The following is a 25,554-nucleotide window of genomic DNA, read 5'->3' as shown; positions in this document are numbered from 1 at the left end:
GAAGGACGAGTAAAATGAATCGTATTGAAGCTGAAAAAAAATTAAGTCAATTAAGGGACAAGCTTGAAGAATACGGTTATCACTATTATGTTTTGGACAACCCAATCGTGTCGGATGCTGACTATGACAAAATGATGCAAGAACTCGTTACGATTGAAAACGAGTTCCCTGAGCTTATAACAGAAGACTCCCCTTCTGTTCGTGTGGGAGGAGCTCCATTACCTCATTTTGAAAAAGTTGAGCATGAAATTCCTATGTTAAGTTTAGGAAATGCATTTAATGAGCAAGATCTTCGTGACTTCGATCGACGAGTTACAGAAGGTGTTGGAGAACCTGTTTCATACGCATGTGAATTGAAAATTGATGGTCTTGCTGTTTCCCTAAAATATGAAAAAGGTCGATTTATACTTGGCGCAACAAGAGGAGATGGGACAACAGGAGAGAATATCACGAATAATTTAAAAACTGTTCGCTCAATACCGATGCGTTTAAAGGAAGAAGTTGACATAGAAGTTCGTGGAGAAGCTTTTATGCCAAAGCAATCATTTGAAAAGTTAAATGAAGCAAAACGAGAAGCTAGTGAAGAACCGTTTGCTAATCCACGAAACGCTGCAGCTGGTTCATTGCGTCAATTAGATCCGAAAATAGCAGCGAAACGAAACTTAGATATTTTTCTTTATTCAGTAGCTCAGATTAAAGAAAAAGTGTTACCGTCTCATACCGAGGCATTAGCGTATATGAGTAAACTTGGCCTCAAAACAAATAAAGAAGCAAAGCATTGTAATAATATAGATGAAGTCATTGAATATGTAGAGGGTTGGTTAGATCGCCGCCCTCATCTTTCCTATGAAATTGATGGGATTGTCATCAAAGTAGACTCTCTTGAAGCGCAGAAAAAGTTGGGGTTTACAGCAAAAAGCCCGAGGTGGGCAATTGCTTTTAAATTCCCAGCTGAAGAAGTTGTGACAACTCTTGAGGGAATTGAATTAAGTGTAGGACGTACTGGGGTAGTCACACCAACCGCTTTATTAACTCCTGTTCAAGTAGCTGGAACAACAGTGAAAAGAGCATCATTACACAACGAAGATTTAATTCGCCAAAAAGACCTTAAAATAGGTGATAAAGTTGTTATTAAAAAGGCAGGGGATATAATTCCTGAAGTTGTTAATGTATTAGAAGATGTAAGGACAGGGGCAGAAGAAGAGTTTCATATGCCAACCCAATGTCCGGCTTGTGAAAGTGAGTTAGTACGATTAGAAGAAGAAGTGGCATTACGTTGTATTAACCCGAAATGTCCAGCCCAAATTCGTGAAGGCTTAATTCACTTTGTCTCAAGAAATGCAATGAACATCGATGGGTTAGGTGAAAGAGTAATTACGCAATTATTTGACCATGGATTGATCCAAGATGTTGCAGACCTCTATAAACTAAAGAGAGATGAACTTCTAAAGTTAGAAAGAATGGGTGAAAAATCAGTAGAAAACCTCTTAAATGCTATTGAGGTTTCAAAAGAGAATTCTTTAGAGAAATTATTGTTTGGACTAGGAATTCGGTTTGTCGGAGCAAAAGCGGCCAAAACGTTATCACAACATTTTGAAACGATAGAAGGAATTCAAGCAGCTACAGAAGAAGAGTTAACAGCCATAAATGAAATTGGAGTAAAAATGGCTGGTTCAATTTATAGTTATTTTGAAAAGCCCGAGGTTACTAACTTAATTAACGAATTAAAATCGTTAGGAGTAAATACTGAGTACAAAGGAAAGAAATTAGAAATAACTGGTGATTCCATTTTCTTAAATAAAGTTATAGTATTAACAGGTAAGCTAGAAATCTTAACAAGAGAAGAAGCAAAAGAAAAAATAGAATTATTAGGTGGGAAAGTAACTGGTAGCGTTAGTGCTAAAACAGATCTTTTGATTGCTGGGGAAAAAGCTGGTTCAAAGTTAACTAAAGCTGAAAGCTTAGGAATTGAGGTTTGGGATGAAGCGAAGTTAGTAGAAGAGTTAAATAAATAACGAAACGGGTGTCGGTCCATGTAATTGGGCCTCCTTTTGTAACTCTTCTATCTTAATTTGCATGGTACGCTTTTTTAGCTTAGCTCTGCAGTTTCTATGCTTTTCTACAAGAGGAGGGTTGTTTTTTATGAAAAAATTATTCGGTTTATTACTGGTCTTTATTTTTATTTTATCTGGCTGTTTAAATGTCTTGGTTAAAGAAGAAGAAGTAATGGTTTTTGAAGATCCGGAAGAAAATGAGCACGTAATTATTAGTCCTAACTTAAACACCCCTGAAAACTATTACCAAACGGTATTGCTTGATGGTAGGTATCGATATAGTGAGGCTAGAGGTTTAGTACCGCATGCAATTAATAATCGGATTGATATTAATCAATTAGAAATTGGTTTAATGGAATTAGCATCCACAAGATTTCCTCAAGACGGATACTTCTTTCAAGAAGGACAGTATTTAAAAAGCTCAGTAATTAATGGCTGGTTACGAAGGTATGATGAAGATCGAAAAGATCATATGGAAGGGCTAAACCCACCTTTACCAGAAATTACAAAAGATTTAGATAAAATGGAAAACTGGGAACGAGTACGTTATGAACGAAACCGTCATGAAAGTCAGCCATCATATTTATCTCATATAATGGAACATAATTATTTACGAGAAGCGGATAACGGCACTATTGAACTAGGGGGATTAGTGTTAGGTATTTCATTAAGTTCGGTATACTATTATAGAACTGAAGACTACGGGGCTGTATTTGATTTGGCTCTTGATGATGATGAGGTTTTTGAAGAGGGTAAAAGAATAGCAGGAGAGGTTCTTGAACGTGTTAGAAAACAAGATAATCTTGCCAATGTACCAATTATCATTGCTTTATATCAAGAAGAACGACGCCAATCTATCGTACCTGGAACTTTTATCGCTTTGACAGTGGTAGAGCCAGGCAAAAGAATTGATAAATGGGAAAAAATCAGTGATGCTCACTTTTTCTTCCCTTCTAGTAGAGCAACTTCTATGCACCGCGAAGACGCCAACCGTTTTGATAATTTTAAACAAGATATAGATGGTTTTTTTGATAATTATATTGGAGTTGTTGGAAAAGCAAGGTACAAAAATGATCAAATTCAAGAACTTACAATAGAAATTAATTTACAAACAAATGGGAAAGCTGAAATAATTGCGATGACACAATATGTAACTGATCGAATGAATAAGTATTTTCCACCTGATTTAACAGTTCAAGCGTATATTTCCTCATTGGAAGGTGCCGAGAGTATCATTGTCAGTCATCCTAACGAACAGCCATTTGTTCATATTTATCGTTAAGAACCCTTTTTGAAGGGTTCTTTTTGCACCTATTATTATTGTTTAGCACTTCTAACTTTTTCGTTAAAGAATATATATAAAAAATTAAAATTTAATGTGTTTTTATTAAGGAATTTACTAAGAAAATAACAAAATTCAAAAAAGCTCAAATTAATTTAAATAATATTTCATGAATATATATTCCTATATATAAGAGAAAGCGCTTTATTATACGGGGATGTTGAATAAAAATTCAAGTAAACTTCATTTAAATAATAATTAGAATGTTCGGTTTATTATTTTGTGTTATAGTATCAAGTGTTAGCTCGTTTTAGGGATTTTTTAGTGTAGATTGAATTTTCAATCTAATGAATAAAGTTGAATATTAGAAAGATCGAATAGCTTAGAGAAAATGTAAGGAAGGTGGTGTAAAGAAAATGGAACACACACTAACAGCAGCTACTTGGTTTTGGTTGTTTGTACCGATGCCACTATTGATTGTTTTATCTGTTATTACTTACTTTACTGAGAGGAGAGAATAAATTTGCAACCTGCAACGTTAGTTACATTTATTGTATATTTAATAGGGATGTTAGCGGTCGGCTTAGTAGCCTACCGACTTACTAGTAATTTATCAGATTATGTTTTAGGTGGAAGAAGATTAGGGGGAGGAGTAGCTGCATTAAGTGCTGGAGCTTCGGATATGAGTAGTTGGTTACTATTAGGTTTACCAGGATATGCGTATGTCGCTGGTATGGAAGCTATCTGGATTTCTGTTGGTTTAGCTGTAGGTGCCTATTTAAACTGGCAGTTCGTAGCAACGCGTTTACGTAAATATACCGAGATTGCTGGTGATTCTATAACGGTCCCTGACTTTTTAGAAAATCGTTTCCACGATAAATCAAAGGTATTAAGAGTTATATCTGCTTTTGTTATTTTAATTTTCTTTGCTTTTTATACTTCATCAGGACTTGTTGGTGGTGCACTATTATTTGAAGCATCGTTTGGATTATCGTATACACAAGCTTTATGGATTGGCGCCATTGTTATTATTTCATATACGTTTTTAGGTGGATTTTTAGCAGTAAGTTGGACTGATTTCTTTCAAGGGATCTTAATGTTTTTAGCTCTAATTATCGTTCCAATTGTAGCTATTTCTGAGATGGGTGGCTGGAGTAAAACTGTTAATGCAGTTGGAAATATTGATTCTTCACAATTAGATGTCTTTGCTGGAATGACAGGAATTGGGATTATTTCGCTTGCGGCATGGGGGCTAGGTTATTTTGGTCAGCCTCATATTATTACTCGCTTTATGGCAGTTAAATCTTCAAAAGAAATTCCGAAAGCGAGATTAATCGGAATGTCCTGGATGGTACTTGCTTTAATGGGCGCTATTTTCACAGGATTTGTAGGAATTGCCTACTTCTCAGAGTTTGGTCCTGGTGTTGATCCGTTAGCCGATGGGGCTCATGAAACTGTCTTTATTTTATTTACTCAAATTTTATTTAATCCTTGGGTATCAGGATTTTTACTAGCAGCGATTTTAGCGGCTATTATGAGTACCATTGATTCGCAACTACTCGTATCATCAAGTGCGATTACAGAAGATTTTTATAAATCAATTTTCAGAAAAAATGCAAGCCAAACGGAGCTTGTTTGGGTAGGTAGACTTGGTGTTATTGTTATTGCAGTTATCGCGATTATATTAGCATATAATCCAGAAAGTACTGTATTAGATCTAGTTTCTTACGCTTGGGCCGGTTTTGGAGCAGCTTTTGGACCAGTTATTATACTTTCTCTATTCTGGAAGCGAATGACTCGTAACGGTGCCCTTTCTGGTATGATTGTGGGGGCGGTGACAGTCTTTATTTGGAGTGAACTTTCAGGTGGTTTATTTGACGTTTATGAAATCGTCCCAGGTTTCCTCTTCGGTTGGATTGCGATTATGGTAGTGAGCTTCATCGATAAAGAGCCATCAAAAGAAATTCAAGAAGAGTTTGATAGTGTAAAAACAAGTAAGATCTAAGTAAGGAAAAAATCAGTGGCCTATGAGCTACTGATTTTTTTTACTATGTTACCATATATGAAATTTTTGGAAGGTAGTAAGCTGTCTAACATTCAATTACATGCGTTTAGATCTTTGGTAGAAAATTTTTAAAAAAATACAATAACAGTGAAACTTAATAAAAAGAAAACACGTAAATAATTACTGAATAAGGAAAAAAATCATTATTTTTCTATTTTTTTAATATCATCTATTTTAGGGGGGATAAATTTGTTTGAATTTTTCAGGCGCGTAAAAACAGTGGTAAGCTCTGAGCTTTATAACATGCTAGAAAAAGCAGAAGATCCAGAAAAGATGTTAGATCAGTATGTAAGAGAAATGGCTAGTGAAATTAAGGAGGTAGAAGCGGCTACGGCAAAAATGATTGCTGAAGAAAAATTATTTAGTAAGAAAGTCCAAGATGCTAAAGAGAAGGTTGAGAAACGTGAGCAACAAGCGTTAAAAGCACTTAAGGCAGGTAATGAAGACTTAGCGAAACGAGCCTTAGAGGATAAAAATAGAGTAGCAAAAGAGTTTTTACAATTAGAAGCATTACATCGAGATGTTGTGCTTCAGGCAGAAGAGTTAAAAGAAAAATTGAAGCAAATGAAATCGGAATTTAGAGAAATGGAATTAAAGCGAGATACGTTGAAAAGTAAAGCTGGAGCAGCAAAGGCAAAAGGGCAAATGAACCGATCACTATCATCGATGAATAACGAAGGTTCCAAGCAAGGTTTTGAACGAATGGAAAAAAAGGTGATGCAATTAGAAGCAGAGGCTGAGGCTAGTGAGGATTTGAGACTCTCTAACCAAAGCTTAGATCAAGAGCTTGAGTCACTCGACCAAGAGAATAGTATAGATAAAGAGTTGGCACGTTTAAAAGAAAAATTAAAAGATGAATGAGGGTAACTGATGGAGCTTTTCGGGTATTCTTTAGAAACGGTTTATTTGTTCGGGTTTATTATTGGTGGAAGTTTAACCTTACTCTATATTTTATTTGGTGATTTAGTAGAAGGGATCTTCGAAAGCTTTTCAGAAGGTCCTATAAACCCGACACTTATTTTATCTTTTATTACTATTTTTAGTTCGATGGCTTATTTAATGGAGAAGTTTACAACCGTTCATAGCCTTATTATATTTATTGTCTCACTTGTGACGGCACTTATTTTAGTCACATTATTAAATGTGTTTGTTCTCATTCCATTATCACAAGCGGAGGCGACACTAGCTTACTCTGATGAAGATTTGCGGGGAAGAGTTGGAAAGGTAATTATCTCAATCCCAGAGGATGGATTCGGAGAAGTTCTTATTCAAGGTAAGGGTGGAAATATTTCGAAGTCTGCGGTTAGCTTTGAGAAAAAAGCGATCCAGTATGATGAGGATGTATTGGTAATTGAAGTGAAAAATGGGGTATTACATGTACTCCCACATGAGAAATTAGATTAATTTGGAGGTTTTTATGGAACTTATTTGGATTGTTTTAGGTATTGTAGCTGTTTTAACTCTTGCGCTTATTGGTGTTTTTGTTTCGAAGTATCGAACTGCAGGCCCTGATGAAGCCTTGATCGTCACAGGAAGTTATTTAGGTGGCAAAAATGTAAACATTGATGAAGCGGGGAACCGAATAAAAATCGTTCGTGGTGGCGGTACATTTGTATTACCGGTATTCCAACAGGCAGAATCTTTAAGTCTATTATCTAGTAAAATTGATGTATCTACTCCTGAAGTGTATACCGAGCAAGGCGTACCTGTAATGGCAGATGGAACTGCTATTATAAAAATTGGTGGTTCGATCGGTGAGATTGCCACGGCTGCAGAACAATTTTTAGGGAAAACAAAAGCAGATCGTGAAAACGAAGCGAAAGAAGTATTAGAAGGTCATTTACGTTCTATTTTAGGTTCTTTAACAGTAGAGGAAATTTATAAAAATCGTGAAAAATTCTCTCAAGAAGTACAACGAGTAGCCTCTCAAGACTTAGCAAAAATGGGTTTGGTCATCGTTTCATTTACGATTAAAGACGTACGTGATAAAAATGGTTACTTAGAATCGTTAGGGAAACCGCGAATTGCTCAAGTGAAGCGTGATGCTGATATTGCGACAGCAGAAGCAGATAAAGAAACAAGAATTAGAAGAGCAGAAGCTGATAAAGAAGCAAAACGTGCAGAATTAGAAAGAGCAACAGAGATTGCAGAAGCAGAAAAGGTTAATAAATTAAAAGTTGCCGAGTTTCGTAGAGAGCAAGATGTAATGAAGGCGAGAGCCGACCAAGCGTATCACTTAGAAGAAGCGCGTTCGAAACAAGAAGTTATGGAACAACAAATGCAAATTCAAATTATTGAGCGTCAAAAGCAAATTGAATTAGAAGAAAAAGAGATTGCCCGTCGTGAGAAACAGTACGACTCTGAAGTTAAGAAAAAAGCAGATGCTGATCGTTATGCGGTCGAACAATCCGCGGAAGCTGAAAAAAGAAGAAAGCTTGCTGAAGCAGATGCTAAGAAATATAGTATTGAAGCAATGGCAAAAGCAGAAGCTGAAAAAGTACGTATTGACGGTCTTGCCTTAGCAGAAGCCCAAAGAGCAAAAGGTGAATCAGAAGCAGAAGTTATTCGCTTAAAAGGTCTTGCTGAAGCAGAAGCGAAAGAAAAGATCGCTGAAGCATTTGAGAAGTACGGCCAAGCTGCAACGTTAGATATGATTCTAAAAATGCTTCCGTCTTATGCGAAGGAAGTTGCGAGTCCATTATCAAATATCGATAAAATTACAGTTGTTGATACAGGTTCAGGTGGCGAAAATGGAGGAGCAAATAAAGTTACTGGCTATGCAACAAATCTAATGTCTACATTGCAAGAATCACTTAAAGCCTCTTCGGGTATAGACGTAAAAGAATTAATTGAAAATTTCTCTGGAAAAGGGAATGTTAAGGCAAGCATTGATCAGTTATCAACAGATCTAGCAAAAAATACTATAAGAGAAAATAAAAAAGAAAAATAATTAGTAGAAAGCCAGCAGAAATTGCTGGTTTTTCTACTTTGTATATTTGAGATAGTTTTCGGTTAAATGGAATAGTTCTGCCCAGTTGATTAGATTCCAATTAAGGAAGCTTTATTATATTTAAAAATTAAACGTTTAATTACTCGAAACATCTAGGCTTTATTGAATAAAGAGGGGTTGTTTGGTATTATCTATATATTGTGATAATGGATTACTTTAATTGGATAAATTGTGGAGGTGGAATGATGGCTCGAATTACAAAAGATCAAGTAAAGCACGTGGCTCACTTAGCTCGTCTTTCAGTTACTGAAGAGGAAGTAGAGCAATTTACAGAGCAGCTTGACAAGATAATTAGCTTCGCAGAACAATTGAATGAATTAAATACAGAAGGAATTGAACCGACAACACATGTGTTAGACATTAAAAATGTTTTACGTGAAGATGTTGTCAAAGAATCTTTAAAAAATGAAGAAGTATTAAAGAATGCACCAGATGAACAAGATGGACAAGTAAAAGTACCATCAATTATGGAGTAAAGGAGGTTTTTAGGTTGTCATTACTAGAACAAAATGTTTCATCTTTACATAAACAATTACGTGATAAAGAAATTACCGTATCTGATTTAGTTGATGCATCATATAAACGTATCGCAGAAGTAGACGATAAAGTAAAGGCATTTCTTACTCTTGATGAAGAAACTGCTCGTAATTATGCTAAACAGTTAGATGAAGCATTACCAGAAAGAGTAGAAAAAGGTCTGCTTTACGGCTTACCAATTGGAATTAAAGATAATATCATTACAAAAGGTTTAAGAACAACATGTGCTAGTAAAATTCTTGGGAATTTTGAACCTGTACACGATGCAACTGCTATGGGGAAAATTCGTTCTTCTGAAGCAATTATGATCGGAAAATTAAACATGGATGAGTTTGCTATGGGGTCTTCTACAGAAAACTCTAGCTTTTTCCGTACGAGAAATCCATGGAATCTTGATCATGTTCCAGGTGGGTCAAGTGGTGGGTCCGCAGCAAGTGTTGCTGCAGGAGAAGTATTGTTTTCACTAGGTTCTGATACAGGTGGTTCCATTCGTCAACCTGCTTCTTACTGTGGTGTCGTTGGACTTAAGCCTACATATGGCCGCGTATCTCGTTTCGGACTTGTAGCTTTTGCATCGTCTCTTGATCAAATTGGACCAATTACAAGATCTGTTGAAGATAATGCGTATTTATTACAAGTTATTTCAGGTTATGATCATATGGATTCAACAAGTGCAAATGTTGACGTTCCAGATTATTTATCTAGTTTAACAGGTGACATTCAAGGCTTAAAAGTTGCTGTTCCAAAAGAATATTTAGCTGAAGGCGTTAATGAAGATGTTAAAAATAAAATTTTAGATGCATTAAAGGTGTTAGAAGGATTAGGAGCTACGTGGGAAGAAGTTTCTTTACCACATTCGAAATACGCAGTAGCTACGTATTATTTACTTGCTTCCTCAGAAGCATCTGCAAACTTAGCACGTTTTGATGGTGTTCGCTATGGTGTTCGTTCAGATAACGGAGCTAATTTAATTGAAATGTATAAAGAAAGCCGTAGTGCAGGTTTTGGTGACGAAGTAAAACGCAGAATCATGCTTGGTACGTTTGCATTAAGCTCTGGTTACTACGATGCTTATTACAAAAAAGCACAGCAAGTTCGTACATTAATTAAAAAAGATTTTGATGATGTATTAGAAAAGTTTGATGTTATTATTGGACCAACTGCACCAACAACTGCTTTTAAAATTGGTGAGCAAGTTGATGATCCATTAACGATGTATGCAAATGATATATTAACTATTCCTGTCAATTTAGCAGGAGTTCCAGCCATTTCTGTTCCTTGTGGTTTATCAAATGGCTTACCAGTTGGTCTACAAATAATCGGTAAACACTTTGATGAGTCTACAGTGTATCGTGTTGCCCACGCTTACGAGCAAGCAACTGAACATCATAAGGCTAAACCACAATTGTAAAGGGGGGACAAGCGCATGAACTTTGAGACGGTTATTGGATTAGAAGTCCACGTAGAATTAAAAACAAATTCGAAAATCTTTTGTGGTTGTTCCACTGAGTTTGGTGCACCACCAAATACCCACACATGTCCAATTTGTTTAGGACACCCTGGAGTTTTACCGGTGTTAAATAAACAAGCAGTAGAGTATGGGATGAAAGCTGCAATGGCACTTAATTGTGAAATTGCTACGATTACTAAGTTTGATCGTAAAAATTATTTTTATCCAGATAGCCCAAAAGCGTACCAAATTTCTCAGTTTGATAAGCCAATTGGAGAGCACGGATGGATTGATATTGAAGTAAACGGTGAAAAGAAACGGATTGGAATTACTCGTATCCACCTAGAAGAAGATGCGGGGAAATTAACTCACTCTGAGTACGGTGATTATTCATTAGTCGACTTTAACCGTGTCGGAACACCGTTAATTGAAATCGTATCAGAGCCAGATATTCGTACTCCAGAAGAAGCGTATGCTTATTTAGAAAAATTAAAAGCAATTCTTGAGTACACAGAAGTGTCTGATTGTAAGATGGAGGAAGGTTCACTTCGTTGTGATGCTAATATTTCTATTCGACCAGTAGGGCAAAAGGAATTTGGTACAAAAGCAGAAATTAAAAACTTAAACTCATTTGCTCACGTGAGAAGCGGTTTAGCTCATGAAGAGGTTCGCCAAGAAGAGGTAATTACGTCTGGTGGCATAATTGAGCAAGAGACGAGACGTTGGGACGATAATGGCAAGAAAACGATTTTAATGCGTGTAAAAGAAGGTTCTGAGGATTATCGTTATTTTCCAGATCCTGACTTAGTTGATTTCCATATTGATGATGAATGGAAAGAGAAAGTACGTGCGACAATTCCAGAACTTCCAGATGCTCGTATGGAACGTTACATTAGTGAGTTAGGTTTATCTAGTTATGATGCTGGGGTATTAACTCAGTCTAAGGCGATGGCTGACTTTTTTGAAAAAGGACTTACGTTCGAGGCACCAGCTAAACAGCTTGCTAACTGGTTAATGGGTGAAGTAAATGCGTATTTAAAAACAGCCGATAAAGAGATTGAAAATGTACCTTTGACACCTGAGGCACTAGCGAAAATGATCGCTTTAATCGAAAAAGGAACAATTTCTTCTAAGATTGCTAAAGATGTTTTCAAAGAGTTAATCGAAAACGGTGGCGATCCAGAAGCAATCGTTAAAGAAAAAGGTCTTGTTCAAATTTCCGATGAAGGTGAAATTCGATCAATGATTATTGGGATCTTAGACCAAAATCAGCCTTCGATTGATGACTATAAAGCAGGGAAACAAAAGGCTATCGGTTTCTTAGTCGGACAAGTCATGAAAGCTTCAAAAGGTAAAGCGAACCCACAACTAGTAAATAAAATATTACTAGAAGAAATAAATACAAGATAAAATTTTAAGGGTCTGACATCCAAATGTGGATGTCAGACCCTTTTTAACGCTTTAAATCAGTGGGGGTCAGACCCCTTTAAAGCGAAGGCTCCATAACTTGCTGCATAGTTGTAGTAAAAAAAGGTCGTCAGGGTCTGTAAGTGACCTTCCGGTTAATGTTTCGATTTTGCGAAGGCGATATAATAATGATTGTCTGTGTAGAGCTAGTGCACGTGATGTTTGACTAACATTTCCTTGACATTGTAAGTAGGTAGTGAGTGTTTGCAGTAAATCAAGATTACGATTGCGACTATAATTAACTAGTTGGCCAATGGTTGTTTGAACCATTTCGTTTGTAGAAGTGTCTTGTGCTAAAGTCGATAAAAGCCTAAATATACCAGTGTTTGCGTATGTACTACGATAACCGGGACCATTATAACTTCTACCAATTTCTAAAGCGATTCGCGCATCTTTGTAACTTTGGTGAAAAGATCGATAACCGGCGTGGTTTTCACCAATGCCCCAAGAAATAAGGTGTGGAGTTCCACCTTGTACTTCTAATTGTTGTTCAATCATATCTAAAAAATGGTAGGTGGTTGCACGTGCTTCATCTTTAGTAGCTTCTAAAAATAAAATAATATGGTCACGTTGAAATGAACAAATAATCTTTTTCAAAATGGAGTCTGCGCAAACTTCTGACAGTTCTAAAGTTTTCTTAACAAACCGTTCACGTAATGAATTTTTTGTGATTTCTGTCATCGTAGTTTCTTCAATACTTTCAATAGTTCCTACGATACATACATACGAAGTGGTAATGTCGAGCCCAAGAGAATTTCCTTGTCTTTCTATATCTTCCCACGATGTCCATTCTCCATTGGTTAACATCTCAATAAATTTTTCTTTTTCTTTATTTTTTTTATCAATAACGGATTGCTCTTTTTGAAACCATAAATGTAGTGTCGTAATCGTTTGCTCAACAATATTCCAAGCGATAGGTGGTGTTGAAGGTAAGGTTGACTCTAAAACAAGTATTCCGATTTGTCTGTTAAACATTTGAATTGGCGTAATTTGAAGCCGTGCTCCGTCTTGAGTTAAAATAATCGAAGGCTCATTTGGGTAGGGAAATGGATTGTTACTAGTCTCTTCAAAGGAAGGAGTAAAAATAGGTTCCATTTCTGGCCGTGAAATATACACTCTAGTGCCAAAAGCAGTTGATAAAACTTGTAATGCACGATCTAGTGTTTCACCGTCCAAAAATAACTGGAGAAGTTCTCGTTGAATTTGATCTGTTTTTTGGAAGGAATTTTGTTGCCATTCGTGAACTTTTTCAAAAATTGTTCTCGTAATATCTGAAAATCGAATTTCCCAGGGAAGCTCGATTAAAGGGAAGTTATGGTCAATTGAATAGTTTATAACTTCTTTAGGTATAGATTCAACATGCCTACCAACGGCGATTGCTAATCCAGACGCTCCTGATTCATGGACATCTCGGACAAATGATAAAAATAGAGAAGGATTGGCATTGCAGCCAATGGCGGTTGATAAAACAAACTCATTTTTCCTAACAAAATCTTCTACGGGTATTTCAATGACAGATACAGAATCTATTTGACAAGTTGATATAGCTGAATCCCCAGCTAAAACAGAAGCTTGCTCCATAATTGGGTTTTCTAATAAATGGTTAACAGTAAAATGCATGTTTCCTACCTCCAAGATAGTAGTCTTTGTCATTTCGTAAAGAAAGTAACTACTATTCAATTGTGACTTCGTGAGTCCAATAGCTATAAATATGGTTGAATAGCATTTGCATGTGAATGGTAATCAACGTTACAACCGCTAATTATTATTACAAGAGTAGAAAATTTAGTCGGGATCATCTCATCTAGCAAAGCCCCAGCCGCAATTGCACCTGCGCCCTCTATGACAATTCGATGTTGTTTATATAGATACGCCATTCCTTTTGCAATCGTTTCTTCTGGTATTAAGATGGCCTGATCGATATTTTTCCGGATGATATCAAATGTATATTGATTTTCTAGTCCAATCCCACCTAGTAAACTATCTGCTAAAGTAGGAGACTCTGAAACTAAAACAGGGTGGCTGGCTTTTAAGCTTTCGTACATAGCAGCCCCATTTTCCATTGATAGTCCAACAACGTTAATTGCAGGATTCGTAGCTTTCATAACAAGGCTAATCCCAGAAAGAAGTCCACCACCAGATAATCCACCAACAACACAATCCACTTGTGGTAAGTCTTCTAAAATTTCAAGAGCAATCGTACCTTGACCAGCAATTACGTTAAAATCATCAAATGGTGGAATAACGGTCAAGCCTTGTTGTTCCTCTAGTTCATAACAACGTTTTTCGGCATCATCTTGTCCTTCGCCATATATTTCTAAGTTTACGCCTAAGTTTTTAATTGCTTCGATTTTTACTTCAGGCACTCGTTTTGATACACATACCGTAGCGTTTATGCCTAATTTTTTTGCTGCAAGTGCTACTGCAAATCCATGATTACCAGTAGAAAAAGTGGCAACCCCATAACGTTTTTCTTCATCTGTTAAACTAGCAATGGCGTTCATGGCCCCGCGCATCTTAAAGGCGCCACTTTCGTGAAGGTGTTCGTATTTCAGATATATATTTGCATTGTACTGTTTAGAAAGTACAGGTGAGTATACTAAAGGTGTTTTTTTTATATAAGGTTGAATCGCTTTCCTTGCTTTCCAAATATCTTGGGTGGTTAAAGATTGGTTTATTTTCTTTTTTGTTTTCATTATAAAAACTCCTCCGTTACATTCTGAATATAAATATTGCTTTTGTATGTTAGATTACCTCGCAACATCAACGAACTAAAAATGTTTATTTTTGTGTATAATACCATTTTTGAAATTGATACTAATTTCTTTGGTAGATATCCTTACACGAAATGAGTGTTCATATCCTAGATATTCTTTAACAACTATGTAAAAAAGTCAGTAAAATCAGTATGTTTGCCAGGCTTCTGTGTGGACTATTGTTAAATTTGTCAGAAAAAAGCAAATAAATTTCTTACACTTTGTGTAATAGTTTTTTTAATCCTCAAGAGATTACAATGAGTCCAACGAAATGTTAACTAACGTTACGTAAAAAGGGAGGTCAAGTAAACATGTTGTCATTTGAGATTACAGAATTTCAACAACGCATTACAAAAACGAAACAAAGAATGGAAAAGGAAGGGATTGATGTTCTTCTTTTAACAGATCCTGCAAATATGAATTATTTGTCAGGGTACGATGGGTGGTCCTTTTACGTACATCAATTAGTAATGGTTTTCATTGATGAAGAACAACCATTTTGGATTGGGCGAGGTCAAGATGCCAATGGTGCAAAAGTAACAACATGGTTAGATGAGAATCATATCATTCCTTATACAGATGACTATGTTCAATCAACAGTGAAGCACCCAATGGACTTTGTATGTAACATTTTAAAGGAAATGGGACAAACGCATTTAACGATTGGGGTAGAAATGGATACGTACTATTTTACGGCGAAATGTTTTACACAGCTGCAAAAAGGCCTTCCTGGTGCAAAGTTTAAAGATGCTACAAACCTTGTTAACTATGTCCGGATTATAAAGTCTAATCAGGAAATTGAATATATGAGAAATGCTGCAAGAATCGTAGAAAAAGCGATGTGGGAAGGTGTTAACTCTATTCAGGAGGGAGTTCGTGAGTGTGATGTAGTCGCAAATATCTATCACGCTCAAATTAGTGGAACAGAATGGTTTGGCGGAGATTATCCTGCGATTGTTCCTCTGTTACCTTCTGGTGAAAGAACATCGACTCCACATTTAACATGGACGGATGAACAGTATAAAGCTGGTGATCCTGTCATTTTAGAACTAGCTGGTTGTTATAAACGTTACCATTCACCGTTAGCACGCACGGTGTTTATCGGTGAACCAGATCCTAAGGTTAAATATTTAGCGGATGTTGTTGTCGAAGGGTTAAATGCTACCTTGGATGCGGTCAAACCTGGGGTAACGTGTGAGGAAGTAGAAAGTGTATGGAGAAAAACGATTGCTAAAAGTGGATTCGTGAAAGAATCACGTATTGGATACGCGATGGGGCTTAATTACCCACCAGATTGGGGCGAACATACAGCAAGTTTCCGTCAAGGGGACAAAACGATTTTACAACCAAATATGACGTTTCACTTAATTCCGGGAATTTGGCTTGATCATTACGGAGTTGAGGTTAGTGAATCGTTACGAGTAACAGAAACAGGCTGTGAAGTGTTTGCGGATTTTCCAAGACAATTAATTATTAAAGAAACAAATTTGTTAGAAGGGGCTTAAATCATGTTTGTTTTTCAAGAAAAAGAGATTCGCAAACAAGTACAAGTGAATTTGACTGCCATAGAAATGGTTGAGGCAGGCTTCTCGGAACTAGCAAAAGGAAATGTAACACTTCCGCCAATCATGAGAATCGATATACCAGAGCATCAAGGAGAAGTCGATGTAAAGACCGCTCATATTAAAGGGTTAGATACGTTTGCAATTAAAATATCATCCGGCTTTTTTAACAACAAATCGTTAGGCTTACCAAGCTTAAGTGGAATGATGATTTTATTTCAAACAAAAACCGGTCTTACAGAAGCAATATTACTAGATAACGGTTATTTAACGGATGTTAGAACAGCGGCTGCTGGCGCGATTAGTGCAAAGCACTTAGCAAAACCAAAAATTGATTACGTAGGAGTGATTGGTACAGGTACGCAAGCGAGGTATCAAATGGAGGCACTTTATTGTGTTCGTCCATTTCAAACGATAACCGTGTATGGACGTTCTGAGGAAGCTGCTAAATTGTACGCAAAAGATATGGAAAAATCTCTTGGTGTACATGTCAAAATCGCTTCAACCCCGGAACATGTCGTAAAAGAAAGTGAGCTTGTTGTAACAACGACACCTTCTACTGAACCACTAATTAAAGCAGAGTGGTTACATCCGGGGCTTCATATTACAGCGATGGGATCAGATGCCGAACATAAGCAAGAGTTAGATCCGTTAATTTTTAAAAAAGCTGACGTCGTTGCTTGTGATGTAAAGTCACAATGTTTTCGACTAGGAGAATTACACTATGCTCAAGAACAAGGCATTCTATTAAATGAAGATTCATCAATCATAGAGTTAGGAGAGCTAACTTCTTTAAAAACAATAGGTAGAGAACACGAAAAGCAAATTACCGTTTGTGATTTAACGGGAACTGGCGTCCAAGATACAGTGATTGCTAGATTTGCTTACGACCAATTAATAAAAAGTAAAAAATAAACTGAAGCAGGAGGAATTATTATGAAAAACACAGAAGCGCAAGTAGGAACAAAAACAGTCTGGGCAGGAGAAAAAGAGGTTCTTGTACACGGTGCGACGCAAGTACCAGTAGTAGTTAGTGTTGCTTATAACTACGATGATATGGATGATTGGTACGATGTAGCTGTCGGGAAAAAACAAGGTCATATATATGGAAGAAATACGAATCCGACAGTGCAAGCTTTTGAAGAAAAAGTTCGAATTTTAGAAGGGGCCGAAGCAGCTACGAGTTTTTCAACAGGTATGGCTGCAATTAGTAATACGTTATATACATTTTTAAAGCCTGGAGATCGAATTGTTTCTATTAAAGATACGTATGGTGGAACGAATAAAATTTTCACCGAATTTTTACCGAATATCAATGTGGAAGTTGCGCTTTGTAACACAGGGGACCATGATGCAATTGAAAAAGAAGTTGCAAAAGGTTGTAAAATCTTGTATTTAGAAACGCCAACAAACCCGACAGTAAAAATTACAGATATCCGTCGAGTGGCACAAGCAGGGAAAGCGGTAGGAGCAATTGTCGTAGTTGACAATACGTTTGCAACACCGATTAATCAAAATCCTTTGGAGCTAGGGGCTGATTTAGTCCTTCATAGTGCGACTAAGTTTTTAGGTGGACATGCGGATGCGCTAGGTGGTGTCATTTGTGGACCTAAGGATCTAATTCACTCAATTTATCACTATCGCGAAATTAATGGAGCTACACTTGATCCGTGGGCAGCATATCTATTATTGCGTGGAATGAAAACATTAAAATTACGAGTCTTGCAACAAGCAAAAAGCGCAATGGAAATTGCGAAATATTTACAAACTCAAGAAAGTGTTGAGTCGGTGTTTTATCCTGGCTTAGAAACACATACAAACCATGAGATTGCTAAAGAGCAAATGAAAGGTTTCGGTGGAATGCTTAGCTTCTCGTTAAAAGGTGGCATGGATGCAGTAAAAGTTTTGCTACCAAAATTACAATATGCTAATCGTGCCGCTAACCTAGGAGCAGTTGAAACAACGTATGGTCCAGCAAGAACAACAAGTCATGTTGAGTGTACCCCTGAAGAAAGAGCAGCAATGGGAATTCCTGAAGGTCTTGTTCGAATCTCTGTTGGAATTGAAGATACTGAAGATTTAATTCAAGATTTAGAGCAAGCTTTTGAAGCATTAAAAAAGAAGCAAGTTTCACTGAGTTTATAAAAGAAGGTGATTTATCGTGAGTGAGAACTGGATCCTAGCACGTGCTCATCAGTTAAAAGAAGAGATGATACAGTGGCGCCGTCATCTTCATAAGAATCCTGAACTAAGCTTTCAGGAATATGATACAGCACTATTTATAAAAAAGAAGTTTGCATGTCTTCCGAACGTTCATATTGAAACAGGTGTAGGCTGGGAAACTGCAGTCATTGCGACAATTTCTGGTGGTAGTGGCCCGACGATTGCCGTAAGAGCGGATATCGATGCCTTACCGATTGTTGAAGAAGCGACTCATAACTATCAATCTGAAAGAGAAGGAGTCATGCATGCGTGTGGTCATGATGCGCATACTGCGATCGCTTTAGCTGTAGCGACAATTTTAAGTGAAGCATCTGTTCAAAACCAACTTCCAGGAACGGTGAAATTTATTTTTCAACCAGCGGAAGAAGCGACAAATGAAACAGGAAAAACAGGTGCTCAGTACTTAGTTGAAGCGGGTGTGTTATCAGATGTAGATTGTATCCTCGCATTACATGTAAGTCCAGAGCATGCGGTTGGAGAAGTTCTTATTCATGACGGTTATAGTATGGCAAATGTCGATGTTTTTCAGGTAACGATTCAAGGGACGGGTGGGCACGGGGCCTATCCTCATCTTGGAACAGACCCTATCTGGATGTTAGGACCGGTCTTACAAGCCATCCATGGAATTGTAGCAAGAAATATTTCACCGCTTGACGCTGCTGTTATCAGTATTGGTGAATTAAAAGGCGGATCTGCAAGTAACATAATACCTAGTGACGTATTTTTACAAGGGACATTAAGAAGTTATTCTCCCCATGTTAGAGAAGAGTTAATAACAAAATTAGAAAGGGCAATTTCAGTGGTTGAAACGTTTGGTGGAAACTATGATTTCACTGTCAACAAAGGAGAACCAGCTTTGTATAACAATCCAGAAGTAAATCAAGCATTTCGAGAAACGGTAAAACAATTATTTCCAGAGATAAAAAAATATGAGATTCCATTTGGTTTAGGTGGAGAGGACTTCTCACATATGACAAATGAAGTTCCGGGTGCGATGTTTTTCTTAGGGTGTTCAACTCAAGATGGCAAGAAAAAAGAGTTACATACACCAATTTTTGATATTGATGAACGATGCTTACCGATTGGGGCTTCGATTGTAGCGTATACCGTATTGAAATTTCTTGAAGGAGTCTATGATTTACCGAATAAAGAGCATTTCATAATGAGTGAATAGTAGAAAGGTAGGGGATTGTACGTTGACACATCGTGTAGCAATACTTGGATTTGGTGTTGTTGGCCAAGGATTTGCAGAAGTTATTTTACAAAAAAAAGACCTATTACAAGAAAAGTATGGCAAAGACATTTCGATTGTTGCGATTAGTGATTTATTCAAAGGAGCTCTTTATCATCCAGATGGACTGTCAATTGAGGACGTAGTCAAAGTTATCAATGAAACAGGCTCGTTACATGCTTATCCCGAACAACCTGGATTAATCCGGGGTTTGAATAGCTTTGAAACGATTGAAAAGACAAATGCCGATACGATTATCGAAGTGACTTTTACAGATGTTTTGACGGGGCAGCCGGCGATTGATCATTGTAAATTTGCTTTTGAAAATCAAAAAAATGTCATAATGAGTAACAAAGGACCAGTAGCTCTAGCCTACGAAGAATTACAAATATTAGCGAAAAAACAAGGTGTTTTCTGGGGTTTTGAAGGTTCAGTGATGAGTGGAACACCAGCGTTACGAATGCCGATGACATCTTTAGCTGGAAATGAAATATCAGCAATCAAAGGGATTTTAAATGGAACGACCAATTATATGCTCACTCGCATGGAAGAAGGTCTTTCTTATGATGAATCATTAAAAGAAGCACAACAGTTAGGATATGCTGAAGCCGATCCGACAAGTGACGTCGAAGGTTTTGATGCATTATACAAAATTGTCATTTTGGCGAATGTGATTATGGGTTACCCATTAAAAACAGAAGAAGTTAAAAGAAGAGGAATATCTCATCTCACGGAAGCTGACATAGAACTTGCAAATGTAGAAGGGAAGCGCTGGAAGTTAATTGCTCAAGTTAAGCAAGAAGGTGGAAAATGCTATGCTTCGGTAGGTCCTGAAATGATTTCTTTAAAAGATTCCCTTGCAGGCGTAAGTGGTGCAACGAACGCAATTACTTATGAGTGTGATTTGATAGGACCAGTTACTCTTCAAGGCGCTGGTGCTGGAAAAGTAGAAACAGCTTTTTCGATATTAATCGATTTACTTAACGTTGAACAAGTCTATCAAAAAGTTTAATAAGGAAAGAAAGGTGGGCGATTATGACAAGTACAATGGTCATGCAAAGTATGCTTCTTGGCGGGGAATGGGTGACAAGTGAGAGAACGATTGACGTAATCGATCCAAAAAACGCTGAGGTGATTGCGAAAGTACCGGCTGCAAGTGTAGAAGATGTGAAAAGGGCGATTGAAATTGGGATAGAAGGTACAAAAATAGCTGCCAGTTTATCGACACATGAAAGAATCTCAATTTTAACAAAAGCTGCTAATTGGATTGAAAAAAGGCATGACCTTTTTGCTGATACGATTGCTAAAGAAGGAAGCAAAACGATTCGTGAAGCAAGAAAAGAAGTATCGCGTTGCATTCAAACGATTCGTTTAAGTGCAGAAGAAGCAAGACGACTTCACGGAGAAACAATTTCATTTGATCAAATGCCAGGCAGTGAAGATCGAGTTGGCTATTATTACCGATTTCCAATTGGCTTAATTGTTGCAATCACGCCATTCAACGACCCCCTAAATCTAGTTGCTCATAAAATAGGGCCAGCAATTGCTGGTGGGAATGCGGTGATCGTTAAACCAGCGACAGTGACACCGTTAAGTGCTTTTCTGTTAGCCGAAGCGTTTATGGAAGCGGGACTTCCAAAGAAAGTACTGTCGGTAATTACTGGTAATGCTTCAGAAATCGGTGACGAACTTGTCACCCACCCGGCTGTTCGGATGATTTCTTTTACAGGTGGAGTAAACGCAGGTGAGGCGATCGCCAAAAAAGCAGGATTAAAGAAACTGGGTATGGAACTCGGCTCTAATTCACCTTGTATCGTTCTTGAAGATGCAAATTTGGAAGATGCGGTTGAAGCGATTACGTCTGGTTCGTTTTGGGCAGCTGGCCAAAACTGTTTAGGTGTTCAGCGTGTCTATATACAAGAAGGGATATATGAAACATTTACAAATCAGCTTGTTGCTCGTACGAAACAATACCGAGTCGGAGATAAACTTTTGGAAGAAACGGATATGGGGCCTCTCATTACTGAAAAAGAAGCGATACGAGTTGAAAGGCTAGTAAATGATGCACGAAAACTTGGTGCAACGTGCTTATGTGGTGGAGAGAGGTTTAGTGCTTATTATATGCCAACTGTTTTGACAAATGTTCCAGCAGAAAGTGAAATCACACGCGAAGAAATTTTTGGACCAGTTGTTCTTTTAGACTGTGTCAAAGAATTAGATGAAGCGATTGAAAAATCAAACGCCGTTCAATATGGTCTGCAAGCAGGAATTTTTACGAATGATATAAATCAAGCATTTCGTGCCATCAAGTCGATGGATGTTGGCGGCATTATGATTAATGATAGTAGTGATTACCGCATTGATGCGATGCCTTTTGGAGGGGTAAAGCAGTCAGGACTTGGTCGAGAAGGAGTGCAATTTTCTGTCCATGAAATGACGGAACCAAAGGTTGTCTGCTTTAAACTTTCGAAATATTCATAACAAGATGTAAAGGGGAAATGAAAAATGAAGAAATGGTTACTGTCGATAGTAGTAGCAATCTCACTTGTAAGTTTACTAGGATGTGGATCTTCAGAAGAAGCAGCGACACAAGAAACAACCTTTGAAAAAGTAAAAAGAGAAGGCTTTGTCACGGTAGGTTTTGCAAATGAAGCACCGTACGCGTATGCGACACCAGATGGAAAGTTAACGGGTGAAGCAGTGGAAATTGCCCGAGTAATCTTACAAAGATTAGGGATTGAAGAAATGAACGGAGTCCTCACAGAGTTTGGTTCTCTTATTCCAGGTTTAAAGGCTAACCGTTTTGACATGATTACCGCTGGTATGTACATTACTGCTGATCGTGCCAAGGAAGTTGACTTTGCTAACCCTGAGTATAGCATTGGTGAAGGAATTGCTGTTGTAGCAGGAAACCCAATAAATATAAAAAGCTACGAGGATATCGTAAATAATAGTGACGTTAAAGTTGCTGTTATGGGTGGTGCCATTCAATTTAATTATTTAACTAGTGTAGGTGTGAAAGAAAGTCAAATTCATATCGTTCCTGATAATCCAAGTGCCCTAGACGCACTTATCGCTGGTCGAGTTGATGTCATAGCTATGACAGGGCCATCATTACAAGCTGTTTTGGATGCAGCGAATAATGATCGAGTTGAACGAGTGATGGATTTTGTTCAACCTGTCATCGATGGAGTAAATGTTCGTGGATACGGTGCAACAGCATTCCGTAAAGGTGAAACAGATTTTGTTGACGTCTTTAATGCAGAGCTTGAGAAACTTAAAGAATCAGGAGAACTACTAGAAATTTTAGAACAATTCGGCTTTACCGAGCAAGAACTTCCAGGTGATGCTACTGTAGATTCTTTAACAAAATAAATTTTCGATAAAATCTATTAATCGTCGGGTGGTGACAGGCATCACCTGACCTATATAGAAAAGTAGAATAAAGTATAAAGGTTTAACACTGTTACCTTTGAAATGAAAGAAAGTGAGGGATCAAACTATGTACTCTATGACAGATTTTATTAAACCACTTTTAAGTGGTGCTAGTGTAACGTTACAAGTGATGTTTTATTCTACTATTCTAGCGTTTATTCTATCGTTTTTGTTCGGCTTTATGAAATTATCGAAATCTAAAATTGTACGATTTTTTGCAAGTGTATATATCGAGTTTTTCAGAGGAACTTCATTACTCATACAATTATTTTGGCTATATTTTGCATTACCGGTATTGGGAATTAGTTTAGCTGCGATGACAGCAGGGGTTTTAGCGCTTGGACTTAATTACGGTGCTTATGGTGCAGAAGTTGTAAGAAGCTCAATTTTATCTGTTTCAAAAGGACAAACGGAAGCAACAATTGCTCTTAATATGACCCCTTTTCAACGAATGAGATATGTAATTTTACCTCAAGCTTTGCTCTTAATGGTTCCAACCTTTGGAAATTTATTAATTGAATTATTAAAAGGAACAGCTTTAGTATCACTCGTTACTTTATCAGATTTAACGTTCCAAGCGATGGCCTTACGAACTGCAACGATGCAAACAATTGAGATTTTCACGATGTTACTCGTGTTCTACTTTATCATTGCTTATCCAATTACTTTAGGAGTTCGTTGGTTTGAGAAAAAAATATCAGTAGGGAGGGTCTAGATGATGTGGGATTGGGAATTTGCTGTATCAATTATGCCGCAATTACTTAAGGCAATGGGAATTACAATTGCAGCAACGATAGTCGGGTTTTTTATCGCGGCAATTCTAGGTTTAGTTTGGGCGATCGCTAAAAGATCATCATTTAAACCGCTCGTAATCGTTGTTACTTGTATCGTCGAATTTGTTCGCAGTACACCATTGTTAGTTCAGTTATTTTTTATCTTTTACGTATTACCTAGTGTTGGTATTGCGTTATCACCTTTTAGTGCCGGTGTTTTAGGGTTAGGTTTGCATTATAGTACGTACTTAGCCGAGGTTTATCGCTCGGGATTAGATGCCATTCCTAAAGGTCAATGGGAAGCAAGTGCAGCTTTAAATTTTTCAAAGGTTAAAATGTTTACTAGAATTATTTTACCTCAAGCTGTTCCCCCAATCATTCCGATGCTAGGAAATTACTTTATTGTCATGTTTAAAGAAACACCTTTATTATCAGCAATTACGTTAGTTGAAATGATGCAAATGGCTAAAATGATAGGTTCTAGTTCATTTCGATATTTAGAAGCATTTACAATTGTCGGTATTTTGTTTTTATTACTAAGTTACCCTGCTTCTTTAGCTATTCGGTATCTTGAGAAAAAAACGAATCAACGATTTGGGCGAGTCATTTCATAAGTTTTTTCAAAAAATAAGTAAAGGGGTCGATATATATATGAGTCAACTATTATCCATTCGTCATTTTGAAGAAACAGGTGTAGAAGAGCCGTTATTAGGAACACCGATTGTTAAATATCGGGATATTTGTAAATCGTTTGGTGATGTTGAAATCTTAAAAAATATTGATTTTAATATCTATCCTGGGGAGAAGGTTGCGATTATTGGTCCTAGTGGATCTGGTAAAACGACCCTAGCAAGAATGTTGATGACACTTGAAAATCCCTCAGCAGGTACAATCGAGGTAGAAGGTGAACAATTATGGCATAAAGAAGTAAAAGGAAAGCTAGTTCCAGCAGATGAAAAGCACTTCCAAAAGGTTCGCGGGAAAATTGGTATGGTTTTTCAACAATATAATTTGTTTCCACACATGACGATTTTACGTAATGTTATGGAAGCTCAAGTACATGTGTTAAAAATTCCTAAAGAAGAAGCGAAAGCAAATGCGATTGAAATGCTAACAAAAGTTGGTTTAGATTCAAAATTAGATGCTTATCCGCTACAATTGTCAGGTGGGCAGCAGCAACGGGTTGCTATTGCAAGGGCACTCGTTATGAAACCAAAAATTATGTTATTTGACGAAGTAACTTCAGCATTAGACCCAGAATTAGTTGGAGAAGTGTTACAAGTCATTCGTGATATTGCCAATGAAGGGGAAATGGCAATGTTACTAATTACACATGAAATGGATTTTGCCCGTGATATTGCAGACCGTGTAGTGTTCATGGCAGACGGACGCATTGTTGAACAAGGACCACCGAAACAACTGTTCAAAAAGCCAAAAGAGCAACGCACAAAAGATTTTCTTAGTCGTTTCCATTCCCAATGTACATGTCAAACTAGTGATCATTAATGTCACGTAGTATTTTCGTATCCTATAGAAGAGACTATCCCGAACTATCAAGTACGTATTACTTTAACTGCAGTTTCATTTGCGGTTTGAGGTAATGGTACAGTTAGTGGGATAGTTTTTTTGCGTAATTACAAATGGGGATTTAAGTTAATAGGAAAGTAACTCAAGTAGTTCTATACTGTCGCTTTTAATATTTACGTATA

Annotated in this window: 21 protein-coding genes; 19 read left to right on the top strand and 2 right to left on the bottom strand. The window is 37.2% G+C overall.

Annotated elements, in window-relative coordinates:
- Positions 1-14: 14 nt before the first annotated feature.
- The 9 genes from ligA (at position 15) to gatB (ending at position 11,808) form a co-directional block, all read left to right on the top strand.
- Positions 15-2,015 (top strand): NAD-dependent DNA ligase LigA, encoded by a 2,001-nt coding sequence (gene ligA, locus BKP37_RS10270; protein ID WP_071309511.1) that lies wholly within the window; start codon positions 15-17, stop codon positions 2,013-2,015.
- A 127-nt stretch (positions 2,016-2,142) separates the two neighbouring features.
- Complete coding sequence (locus tag BKP37_RS10265; RefSeq protein WP_071309510.1) at positions 2,143-3,336, top strand: CamS family sex pheromone protein; 1,194 nt, start codon at positions 2,143-2,145, stop codon at positions 3,334-3,336.
- 523 nt (positions 3,337-3,859) lie between these two features.
- Complete coding sequence (putP, locus tag BKP37_RS10260) at positions 3,860-5,341, top strand: sodium/proline symporter PutP (protein ID WP_211271442.1); 1,482 nt, start codon at positions 3,860-3,862, stop codon at positions 5,339-5,341.
- A 249-nt stretch (positions 5,342-5,590) separates the two neighbouring features.
- On the top strand, positions 5,591-6,262 hold the full coding sequence (locus tag BKP37_RS10255) for a PspA/IM30 family protein (RefSeq protein ID WP_071309508.1): 672 nt from the start codon (positions 5,591-5,593) through the stop codon (positions 6,260-6,262).
- 9 nt (positions 6,263-6,271) lie between these two features.
- Positions 6,272-6,805: an NfeD family membrane protein gene (locus BKP37_RS10250; RefSeq protein WP_071309507.1), complete on the top strand. Its 534-nt coding sequence runs from the start codon at positions 6,272-6,274 to the stop codon at positions 6,803-6,805.
- Positions 6,806-6,818: 13 nt separating this feature from the next.
- Positions 6,819-8,351 carry a flotillin lipid rafts scaffold protein FloT gene (locus BKP37_RS10245; RefSeq protein ID WP_071309506.1) on the top strand — a complete coding sequence of 511 codons (1,533 nt, stop codon included), beginning with the start codon at positions 6,819-6,821 and terminating at the stop codon, positions 8,349-8,351.
- Between the two features lie 245 nt (positions 8,352-8,596).
- A complete protein-coding gene (gene gatC / locus BKP37_RS10240; RefSeq protein ID WP_071309505.1) occupies positions 8,597-8,887 on the top strand; it encodes an Asp-tRNA(Asn)/Glu-tRNA(Gln) amidotransferase subunit GatC in 291 nt (96 codons plus the stop codon).
- A 14-nt stretch (positions 8,888-8,901) separates the two neighbouring features.
- Positions 8,902-10,359 (top strand): Asp-tRNA(Asn)/Glu-tRNA(Gln) amidotransferase subunit GatA, encoded by a 1,458-nt coding sequence (gene gatA / locus BKP37_RS10235; RefSeq protein ID WP_071309504.1) that lies wholly within the window; start codon positions 8,902-8,904, stop codon positions 10,357-10,359.
- A gap of 15 nt (positions 10,360-10,374) precedes the next feature.
- Complete coding sequence (gene gatB / locus BKP37_RS10230) at positions 10,375-11,808, top strand: Asp-tRNA(Asn)/Glu-tRNA(Gln) amidotransferase subunit GatB (RefSeq protein ID WP_071309503.1); 1,434 nt, start codon at positions 10,375-10,377, stop codon at positions 11,806-11,808.
- A 66-nt stretch (positions 11,809-11,874) separates the two neighbouring features.
- On the opposite strand, the gene BKP37_RS10225 is transcribed toward gatB, so the two are convergent.
- Positions 11,875-13,485, bottom strand: a complete 1,611-nt coding sequence (locus BKP37_RS10225; RefSeq protein WP_071309502.1) for a PucR family transcriptional regulator — start codon at positions 13,483-13,485, stop codon at positions 11,875-11,877.
- 83 nt (positions 13,486-13,568) lie between these two features.
- The gene (gene eutB, locus BKP37_RS10220) at positions 13,569-14,561 is read right to left on the bottom strand and encodes a hydroxyectoine utilization dehydratase EutB (RefSeq protein ID WP_071309501.1); all 993 of its coding nucleotides are present in this window, start codon (positions 14,559-14,561) and stop codon (positions 13,569-13,571) included.
- A 371-nt stretch (positions 14,562-14,932) separates the two neighbouring features.
- Between eutB and BKP37_RS10215 the strand changes: the two genes are divergently transcribed.
- The 10 genes from BKP37_RS10215 to ehuA all read left to right on the top strand — a co-directional run bounded on the left by BKP37_RS10215 (position 14,933) and on the right by ehuA (position 25,351).
- Positions 14,933-16,126 (top strand): M24 family metallopeptidase, encoded by a 1,194-nt coding sequence (locus BKP37_RS10215; protein WP_211271441.1) that lies wholly within the window; start codon positions 14,933-14,935, stop codon positions 16,124-16,126.
- Positions 16,127-16,129: 3 nt separating this feature from the next.
- Complete coding sequence (locus BKP37_RS10210; RefSeq protein ID WP_071309500.1) at positions 16,130-17,098, top strand: cyclodeaminase; 969 nt, start codon at positions 16,130-16,132, stop codon at positions 17,096-17,098.
- A 21-nt stretch (positions 17,099-17,119) separates the two neighbouring features.
- Positions 17,120-18,328 (top strand): cystathionine gamma-synthase family protein, encoded by a 1,209-nt coding sequence (locus BKP37_RS10205; protein WP_071309499.1) that lies wholly within the window; start codon positions 17,120-17,122, stop codon positions 18,326-18,328.
- Positions 18,329-18,344: 16 nt separating this feature from the next.
- The gene (locus BKP37_RS10200; protein WP_342707784.1) at positions 18,345-19,580 is read left to right on the top strand and encodes a M20 metallopeptidase family protein; all 1,236 of its coding nucleotides are present in this window, start codon (positions 18,345-18,347) and stop codon (positions 19,578-19,580) included.
- A 22-nt stretch (positions 19,581-19,602) separates the two neighbouring features.
- Entirely contained in the window at positions 19,603-20,649 is a 1,047-nt protein-coding gene (locus tag BKP37_RS10195; RefSeq protein WP_071309498.1) for a homoserine dehydrogenase, read from the top strand.
- A gap of 23 nt (positions 20,650-20,672) precedes the next feature.
- Positions 20,673-22,118: an aldehyde dehydrogenase family protein gene (locus BKP37_RS10190; protein WP_071309497.1), complete on the top strand. Its 1,446-nt coding sequence runs from the start codon at positions 20,673-20,675 to the stop codon at positions 22,116-22,118.
- Between the two features lie 24 nt (positions 22,119-22,142).
- The gene (gene ehuB / locus BKP37_RS10185) at positions 22,143-23,012 is read left to right on the top strand and encodes an ectoine/hydroxyectoine ABC transporter substrate-binding protein EhuB (protein ID WP_071309496.1); all 870 of its coding nucleotides are present in this window, start codon (positions 22,143-22,145) and stop codon (positions 23,010-23,012) included.
- 127 nt (positions 23,013-23,139) lie between these two features.
- A complete protein-coding gene (gene ehuC / locus BKP37_RS10180) occupies positions 23,140-23,787 on the top strand; it encodes an ectoine/hydroxyectoine ABC transporter permease subunit EhuC (protein WP_071309495.1) in 648 nt (215 codons plus the stop codon).
- Between the two features lie 3 nt (positions 23,788-23,790).
- Complete coding sequence (gene ehuD / locus BKP37_RS10175) at positions 23,791-24,459, top strand: ectoine/hydroxyectoine ABC transporter permease subunit EhuD (protein WP_071309545.1); 669 nt, start codon at positions 23,791-23,793, stop codon at positions 24,457-24,459.
- Between the two features lie 37 nt (positions 24,460-24,496).
- A complete protein-coding gene (gene ehuA / locus BKP37_RS10170) occupies positions 24,497-25,351 on the top strand; it encodes an ectoine/hydroxyectoine ABC transporter ATP-binding protein EhuA (RefSeq protein WP_084034644.1) in 855 nt (284 codons plus the stop codon).
- Positions 25,352-25,554 lie beyond the last annotated feature (203 nt).

The sequence above is a fragment of the Anaerobacillus alkalilacustris genome, assembly GCF_001866005.1.
In the GTDB taxonomy this organism is placed as follows: domain Bacteria; phylum Bacillota; class Bacilli; order Bacillales; family Anaerobacillaceae; genus Anaerobacillus; species Anaerobacillus alkalilacustris.
This window is presented reverse-complemented; position numbering and strand designations above follow the sequence as displayed.

Bases quoted from the DNA above. Each gene is read 5' to 3' on its own strand.
- ligA (WP_071309511.1), top strand. From the start codon at position 15: ATGAATCGTATTGAAGCTGAAAAAAAATTAAGTCAATTAAGGGACAAG.
- BKP37_RS10265 (WP_071309510.1), top strand. From the start codon at position 2,143: ATGAAAAAATTATTCGGTTTATTACTGGTCTTTATTTTTATTTTATCT.
- BKP37_RS10250 (WP_071309507.1), top strand. From the start codon at position 6,272: ATGGAGCTTTTCGGGTATTCTTTAGAAACGGTTTATTTGTTCGGGTTT.
- BKP37_RS10245 (WP_071309506.1), top strand. From the start codon at position 6,819: ATGGAACTTATTTGGATTGTTTTAGGTATTGTAGCTGTTTTAACTCTT.
- gatC (WP_071309505.1), top strand. From the start codon at position 8,597: ATGGCTCGAATTACAAAAGATCAAGTAAAGCACGTGGCTCACTTAGCT.
- gatB (WP_071309503.1), top strand. From the start codon at position 10,375: ATGAACTTTGAGACGGTTATTGGATTAGAAGTCCACGTAGAATTAAAA.
- BKP37_RS10225 (WP_071309502.1), bottom strand. From the start codon at position 13,485: ATGCATTTTACTGTTAACCATTTATTAGAAAACCCAATTATGGAGCAA.
- eutB (WP_071309501.1), bottom strand. From the start codon at position 14,561: ATGAAAACAAAAAAGAAAATAAACCAATCTTTAACCACCCAAGATATT.
- BKP37_RS10215 (WP_211271441.1), top strand. From the start codon at position 14,933: ATGTTGTCATTTGAGATTACAGAATTTCAACAACGCATTACAAAAACG.
- BKP37_RS10210 (WP_071309500.1), top strand. From the start codon at position 16,130: ATGTTTGTTTTTCAAGAAAAAGAGATTCGCAAACAAGTACAAGTGAAT.
- BKP37_RS10205 (WP_071309499.1), top strand. From the start codon at position 17,120: ATGAAAAACACAGAAGCGCAAGTAGGAACAAAAACAGTCTGGGCAGGA.
- BKP37_RS10190 (WP_071309497.1), top strand. From the start codon at position 20,673: ATGACAAGTACAATGGTCATGCAAAGTATGCTTCTTGGCGGGGAATGG.
- ehuB (WP_071309496.1), top strand. From the start codon at position 22,143: ATGAAGAAATGGTTACTGTCGATAGTAGTAGCAATCTCACTTGTAAGT.
- ehuC (WP_071309495.1), top strand. From the start codon at position 23,140: ATGTACTCTATGACAGATTTTATTAAACCACTTTTAAGTGGTGCTAGT.
- ehuD (WP_071309545.1), top strand. From the start codon at position 23,791: ATGTGGGATTGGGAATTTGCTGTATCAATTATGCCGCAATTACTTAAG.
- ehuA (WP_084034644.1), top strand. From the start codon at position 24,497: ATGAGTCAACTATTATCCATTCGTCATTTTGAAGAAACAGGTGTAGAA.